This window comes from Formosa bonchosmolovskayae, assembly GCF_051016085.1.
Taxonomy (GTDB): domain Bacteria; phylum Bacteroidota; class Bacteroidia; order Flavobacteriales; family Flavobacteriaceae; genus Formosa.
Window position 1 is genome coordinate 4,150,885 of sequence record NZ_CP174605.1, and the last position, 6,840, is coordinate 4,157,724.

Annotated in this window: 8 protein-coding genes; 3 read left to right on the top strand and 5 right to left on the bottom strand. The window is 35.6% G+C overall.

Going from position 1 to position 6,840, the window contains the following annotated elements; all coding sequences use genetic code 11:
• Positions 1-72: 72 nt before the first annotated feature.
• From ligA to ACKC83_RS17705, 4 genes are read right to left on the bottom strand one after another with little or no spacing between them, the layout of a single operon-like run.
• Positions 73-2,073 carry an NAD-dependent DNA ligase LigA gene (gene ligA / locus ACKC83_RS17690; protein ID WP_434036563.1) on the bottom strand — a complete coding sequence of 667 codons (2,001 nt, stop codon included), beginning with the start codon at positions 2,071-2,073 and terminating at the stop codon, positions 73-75.
• Between the two features lie 2 nt (positions 2,074-2,075).
• The gene (locus ACKC83_RS17695; protein WP_434036564.1) at positions 2,076-2,657 is read right to left on the bottom strand and encodes a TIGR00730 family Rossman fold protein; all 582 of its coding nucleotides are present in this window, start codon (positions 2,655-2,657) and stop codon (positions 2,076-2,078) included.
• On the bottom strand, positions 2,654-3,526 hold the full coding sequence (gene prmC / locus ACKC83_RS17700) for a peptide chain release factor N(5)-glutamine methyltransferase (RefSeq protein WP_434036565.1): 873 nt from the start codon (positions 3,524-3,526) through the stop codon (positions 2,654-2,656). The genes ACKC83_RS17695 and prmC overlap by 4 nt, the downstream gene beginning before the upstream one ends.
• Positions 3,523-4,005: a GNAT family N-acetyltransferase gene (locus ACKC83_RS17705; RefSeq protein WP_434036566.1), complete on the bottom strand. Its 483-nt coding sequence runs from the start codon at positions 4,003-4,005 to the stop codon at positions 3,523-3,525. The genes prmC and ACKC83_RS17705 overlap by 4 nt, the downstream gene beginning before the upstream one ends.
• Before the next feature lie 27 nt (positions 4,006-4,032).
• Between ACKC83_RS17705 and ribD the strand changes: the two genes are divergently transcribed.
• The 3 genes from ribD to ACKC83_RS17720 are packed head-to-tail and all read left to right on the top strand — an operon-like array spanning position 4,033 to position 6,256.
• Positions 4,033-5,037, top strand: coding sequence for a bifunctional diaminohydroxyphosphoribosylaminopyrimidine deaminase/5-amino-6-(5-phosphoribosylamino)uracil reductase RibD (gene ribD / locus ACKC83_RS17710; RefSeq protein ID WP_434036567.1), 1,005 nt, complete (start codon positions 4,033-4,035; stop codon positions 5,035-5,037).
• Positions 5,030-5,644 carry an HAD family hydrolase gene (locus ACKC83_RS17715; protein ID WP_434036568.1) on the top strand — a complete coding sequence of 205 codons (615 nt, stop codon included), beginning with the start codon at positions 5,030-5,032 and terminating at the stop codon, positions 5,642-5,644. Before ribD ends, ACKC83_RS17715 begins: the two co-directional genes overlap by 8 nt.
• 3 nt (positions 5,645-5,647) lie before the next feature.
• A complete protein-coding gene (locus tag ACKC83_RS17720; protein WP_434036569.1) occupies positions 5,648-6,256 on the top strand; it encodes an IMPACT family protein in 609 nt (202 codons plus the stop codon).
• Between the two features lie 2 nt (positions 6,257-6,258).
• On the opposite strand, the gene ACKC83_RS17725 is transcribed toward ACKC83_RS17720, so the two are convergent.
• Positions 6,259-6,657: an acyl-CoA thioesterase gene (locus tag ACKC83_RS17725; protein WP_434036570.1), complete on the bottom strand. Its 399-nt coding sequence runs from the start codon at positions 6,655-6,657 to the stop codon at positions 6,259-6,261.
• Positions 6,658-6,840 lie beyond the last annotated feature (183 nt).

Genomic DNA, 6,840 nt, shown 5'->3' on the forward strand with positions numbered 1-6,840 from the left:
CTATCCTACAAATATAACCATCTAATATCTTTATTTGCAAGTTTAGCTAATACTCAAGTCATTATAATTAAATTAAATATCTTTTAACAGCAACAGAAAATCATTCTCCGATAAAATATCGATACCTAATTGCTCTGCTTTTGTGCGCTTACTCGGTCCCATTTTGTCACCTGCAATAACATATGATGTTTTAGACGAAATTGAACTTCCCACCTTACCACCATTATCTTCAATCATTTTTTTAAGATCATTTCGAGATACCGTAGTAAATACCCCAGAAACAACAAATATTTTCCCTGATAATGTGTCGGATTGATTAGCCAATGCTTCTTCCGAAATTTCTAAAGACAATCCAAACCCTTTCAACCTCTCAATAATCTTCTGATTTTCATCTGATTGAAAAAACTCCACAACACTCTTTGCTATCTTTATTCCAATTTCGTCAACATTAACAAGCTCCTCTTCGGTAGCCTCTGCAATCTTATCAATGAATTTAAAATGTTTCACGAGTTTTTTAGCAACCGTTTCGCCAACATAGCGAATACCCAAAGCGTACAACACCCGTTCAAAAGGTACTTGCTTAGACTGCTCTATTCCCTTTATTAAATTATCTGCACTCTTTTCGGCCATGCGTTCTAAAGGCAAAACATCTTCTTTTGCTAATGCGTATAAATCTGAATAATTTTGAATTAATCCTGCATGCACCAATAAAGCGACTGTTTCTCCTCCCAAACCATCGATATCCATTGCCTTTCTTGAAATAAAATGCTGAATTCTACCAACAATTTGTGGTTTACATCCGTTATAATTCGGACAATAATGCTGTGCTTCGCCTTCTTGTCTTACTAGTTCTGTCTGACATTCTGGACAATGCGTTATATAGGCTGTTGGTTTAGAATCTGCTGGACGTTGTGATAAGTCCACCGCAATAATTTTAGGAATAATCTCTCCCCCTTTTTCTACAAAAACCTCATCACCTTCACGAATATCTAATTTCGCTATCTGATCGGCATTATGCAAAGACGCACGTTTAACCGTAGTTCCCGCTAATTCTACGGGTTCTAAATTGGCTACAGGTGTTATTGCTCCTGTACGTCCAACTTGATATGTAATTTCATTTAATCGCGTAGATACTTGCTCGGCTTTAAACTTATATGCAATGGCCCAACGCGGTGCTTTTGCTGTGTACCCTAGCTCGTCTTGATGCTGAAAACTGTTTACTTTTACCACAACGCCATCTGTTTCGTAAGGTAATTCGTGTCTATGTACATCCCAATATTCTATAAATTCGAAAACACCATCTATAGAATCCACTAACTTAGCAACGTTTGGCACTTTAAATCCCCAACTTCTCGCTTTGTCTAAACTTTCTTTTTGTGATTGAATATTTAAATTTCGACCGATTATATTATAAAGTAAACATTCTAACGGACGTTTAGCCACCTCACTACTGTCTTGTAATTTTAAACTTCCTGATGCTGTATTTCTCGGATTTCGATAAGGCTCTTCACCAATCTCAATCCGGTCTTCGTTCATTTTATTAAAGCCTTCAAAAGGCAACACAATTTCTCCACGAATATCGAATTTTTTAGGAAAATCACCTTTTAATCTTAACGGAACAGATTTTATAGTTTTTATATTCGCTGTGACCTCATCCCCTTGCACGCCGTCGCCACGCGTTACCGCTTTAGTCAGTATTCCGTTTTCGTAAGTTAAACTTATGGAAGCCCCATCGTATTTTAATTCGCACGTATAGGACACATCACCGTCAACCATTTTCTTTACGCGTTGTTCCCACGCTAGCAAGTCGTCTTTAGAATACGAATTATCTAAAGAATACATGCGATAATCATGTACAACGGTATTAAAATTTTTAGTTATAGTCCCTCCCACACGATGTGTAGGCGAATTAACATCGAAAAATTCAGGGTGTTTAGCTTCCAGACCTTGAAGTGTTTTAAGTTTCATATCGAACTCAAAATCACTAATATCACTTTCGTCTAAAACGTAATATTTATAATTATAATCGTTTAATTGGTCTCTTAATTGCTGAATCTGTGTTTCAATCGTCATGCTTACAATCTGTCTTTATTTAACCATTTAGGAGCTGGTAAAGGCTTATAATTATTCATTTTTTCTAATAACCCAACTACAGTGTCGTCTACAACAACGGCATCTAGTACATCTTGTTTTAAAAATCCACGTTCTACCATGGTTTTAAAATACGCTATTAAATGATCGAAAAAACCGTTAATATTTAAAATTCCAATAGGTTTTGTATGAAGACCTAATTGTCCCCAAGTGGCAATTTCAAAAAACTCATCCATTGTACCAAAACCTCCTGGAAGCACCATAAATCCATCTGATTTTTCATACATAATCACTTTTCGTGAATGCATGTTATCGGTTACAATTAATTCTGATAGTTTAGGATGTACAATTTCCTTTGTTTCCAAAAACCCAGGAATAATACCTAAAACCCGTCCTTCGTAATCTAAAACACCACGAGCGACTTCGCCCATAATTCCGATTTTAGCGGCACCATAAACTAAAGTAATTTGGCGTTCGGCCAAGCTTTTACCTAGATGATAGGCTTCAGATTTAATTTTTGAATCGGTTCCTACACTAGAACCACAAAAAACAGCTATAGATTTCATATTTTTTTTATGCCTTTAATCATTCTATTTCTTTTAAACATATCTTTTCTTAGCTCTACAGCCTTAAAATGATGCTCAATTAATAAGGCGACCATTTCTTCGCCTAAAAACTCATTAATTTCGAAGAATAACAGTCCGTCTTCTACCAAATTAATTTTTGCAAATTCCGAGATGACTTTATAAAATTTTAGCGGATCGTGATCTTCTACAAATAAAGCTTGATGTGGTTCATGATTCAACACATTTGCTTTCATTTGAAGTTTCTCCTGTTCGCGCACATAGGGCGGATTAGAAATTATAATATCAAACGGTAACGAGAAATCTGAAACTAGAGTTGGGTCTATGTTTAAAATATCGGCCTGAATAAAATTAACTGTAACGTTATTTAATTCTGCATTGTGTTTTGCAACGCCTATGGCATCTTCAGATATATCCACACCAAAAACATTAGCGTTTTCAAAATGTTTCGCCACCGCAATAGCAATGCAACCACTTCCCGTCCCAATATCTAAAATACGTATCGGATCTTTAATTTTATCTAAGCCCGCTTCAATAATCCACGCTACTAACTCTTCGGTTTCTGGCCTCGGGATTAACACTGCATTATTCACCTGAAATTCCAAACCAAAAAACTCAGTCGATTTTAGTACGTACTGAATAGGCTCATGCTTCTTTAAAGATTCTAAAGCATCCAGAACAGGAATCGCATCTGTTTCCGAAATACTATATTCAGGTTCTAAAGCAAGCGAAATGCGTTTAAAGTTGAAATAATAGTCGCAGATCATAAAAAAGAAATGGTCTACTTCTCTCTTATCATAATCGGCATCTAATGCCTCGTGAAATGTATTTTGAATATCTTTTAGTTTCATAAATCTTTTATCATCCAAATCGTACACGAATAATGTCCCGTATCGCCCATCGGTGCGTCGATATACTCAAATCCTGTTTTCTCGTATAAGCGCATAGCCGATTTCATATAAGGTAAAGTTTCAATATAGCATCTTTTGAACCCTAAATCTTTGGCTTTTTGCAAACATGTATCCATCATAGCCTTACCTGCACCCTGACCTCTAGCCTCCTCTAAAAAGTACATTTTTTGTAATTCGCAAATATCGTCTTCACCTTTTAGCGGACCAATACCAGCTCCACCAATAATTTTTTCATCGGTATCGACCACAAAATACGCAGAATTTTCAGTATTGTAGGTTTCAGACATATCATCTAAAGCCTTGTCTTCGTATGCCGTCCCAACTTTAGGCACACCAAACTCAATCAACACGGTACGAATTAGTGCCGCGACTTGCAGATTGTCTTTTGTTTGAATTTCTCTTATCACGAAATGGGTCATCCTCGTTTTTAATCTTATTTTTGTGCCGTGAAGATACATGAAAAATACATAAATCGCTGTATAGAAATTGCCAAAAACGGACTTGGAACTACACGACCAAACCCAATGGTAGGCTGTGTAATTGTAGTTAACAACACTATTATTGGCGAAGGATTTACAAGCCCTTACGGCGGACCTCATGCCGAAGTAAATGCGATTCAATCGGTTACAGACACATCGCTTTTAAAACAAGCTACTTTATATGTTACTTTAGAACCCTGTTCTCATTTTGGAAAAACGCCACCATGTAGCGACCTTATAATAAAACATAATATTCCAAAAGTGGTAATTGGTACTATAGACGACAATTCGTTAGTTGCTGGACAAGGCATAAAAAAATTACAAAATTCGGGTTGCGAGGTTACTGTCGGTGTTTTAGAAGCCGCATGTAAAGACCTTCACAAACGTTTTTTTACGTTTCACAATAAAAAGCGACCATATATTATTTTAAAATGGGCACAATCTGCCGATGGCTTTATAGCTCCTAAAACTAAAGAGGAACAAAAACCGGTATGGATTACAAATATGTATTCTAGACAATTGGTACATAAATGGCGCGCCGAAGAGCAAGCCATTTTAGTTGGAGGCAACACCGTTTTACAAGACAATCCGAGTTTAACCGTTCGCGACTGGACCGGTTTACATCCAACACGCATTGTAGTTGACACCCACAATAACTTACCGGAAGAGGTTGCCGTATTTAATGCTACAGCTAAAACCATACGATTGACGGATGCAGAACTAGACACCTCACAACCTTTAGCATCTCAAATCTGTAAACGTTTACACGCACTCAATATCACGTCTGTAATTATTGAAGGTGGAAGCAAAACCTTACAAACTTTTATAAGTGAAAACCTTTGGGACGAAGCCCGTGTTTTTTACGGCACAAATCAGTTTTTAGAAGGTACAAAAGCACCTGAAGTAAAAGGACGCTTAACTTCCGAAACAAAACTTTTAAACGATACTTTAAAATATTACATCAATGATTAAAACAATAATATTCGATTTTGGAGACGTATTTATCAACTTAGATAAAGTCGGTGCTCTAGAAAATGCTTTACTTAATTTTAAATTAGACAGCATCCCAGAAGACTTAACGCATATTAACAGTCTATATGAAATGGGCCTAATGGATACCTCTGAATTTGTAGAGTTTTACGAATCGTCTTTTCCAGATGTACAGTCAGATAAAATTCTAGAAATATGGAATTCTATCTTAAAAGATTTTCCTCATCATCGGTTAGAATTTTTAAAAGCACTTTCGGAAAGCAAGAAATACAAATTAATATTACTAAGCAACACTAACGACTTACATATCGAGTTTGTAAAAAGTTATGTGCCATTTTTTAACGAGTTTCAGAGTTATTTTGATGTATTTTACTTATCACACGAAATCAACTTAAGAAAACCGAATCCAGATATCTACGAATATGTTTTAAAACAAAACAACCTTGTTGCTGCTGAAACGTTATTTGTAGACGACTTAACAGAAAACACCATCGCTGCAGAGAAACTAGGCATCCACACTTGGAATATCGATCCAGCTAAAGAAGACGTTACAACCCTATTTGAAACTAAGAAAGAACTATTTAGCTAAAACTTGGAAGTACAAGATACATACAAAACCATTTTAAAACCATCTGAAGAAACGCTGTTTAAAGAAAAGAACAGTAAGTTTTTTGGATATGCATTTCCTGTAAAGACGGAAGAAGATGTTAAAGAACATCTAGAAGCCATAAAGAAACAGCATCATGCTGCAAGGCATTGGTGTTATGCCTATCAAATAGGAACAGAAACCATTGCATATCGAGCCAACGACGATGGCGAACCAAACAATTCTGCTGGAATGCCTATTTATGGGCAAATTCAATCTTTTGATGTCACTAATGTTCTAATTATTGTAGTACGTTATTTTGGAGGCGTTAAATTGGGCGTTGGCGGCTTAATAAGTGCATATAGAACGTCGGCACAATTAAGCTTGGAAGCTTCAAAAATTGTAGAACGCACCATTAATATAGAATACCTCATTGTTTTCGATTATAAAAACATGAATAAGGTAATGCGCACGATAAAGGAGAAAAATTTAAATGTCGTAGACCAAAAATTAGAACTTCACTGTGAGCTTACCATATCGGTTAGAAAAAAAGATGCTGAAACTGTTTTTAATAGTTTCAGCATCCTTTATGAAGTCGAAATTAAAAAACTGTAAGTTTATTCAGGTATAAGATCTAATATATATTTCGGACATTTCATGGGGCGCTTTGTCTCCATGTTAATGAAAGCCAAAACCGTGTTCGCTAAAACTAAAATTTCGCCTTTTTGGTTCGTAATTTCGAAGTCAAAATCGATCTTAACCGTAGGGCTCTTTTTTAGTATCGTTTTCACTTTAATGACCTCATCATAAAAAGCTGATTTTTTGTAGTTTAAAGACATTGAAATCACAGGTAACATAACACCTTGGGCTTCCATTTCTTTATAAGACACTCCTAAAGACCGTAGCCACTCAGTCCGCGCCATTTCTAGATACAACGCGTAATTCCCATGATGAACAACGCCCATTTGATCGGTTTCACCATAACGCACTCTTATTTCTATTTCGTCAATTATCATAATAAAATTTCATTATTTTTTCGTACATTATAAAGCAGGTTAAACATGAGGAAAAAAATCTTAAAATTCAATAGCTGAGCATTTTTTTTTTAAGATATTTGTTCACATATTTGTCAAACCAAAAAACGAGGGATATTTTCAATTATCCTTTTTAACATTAACTAAGAAATCTTTCAAATTATA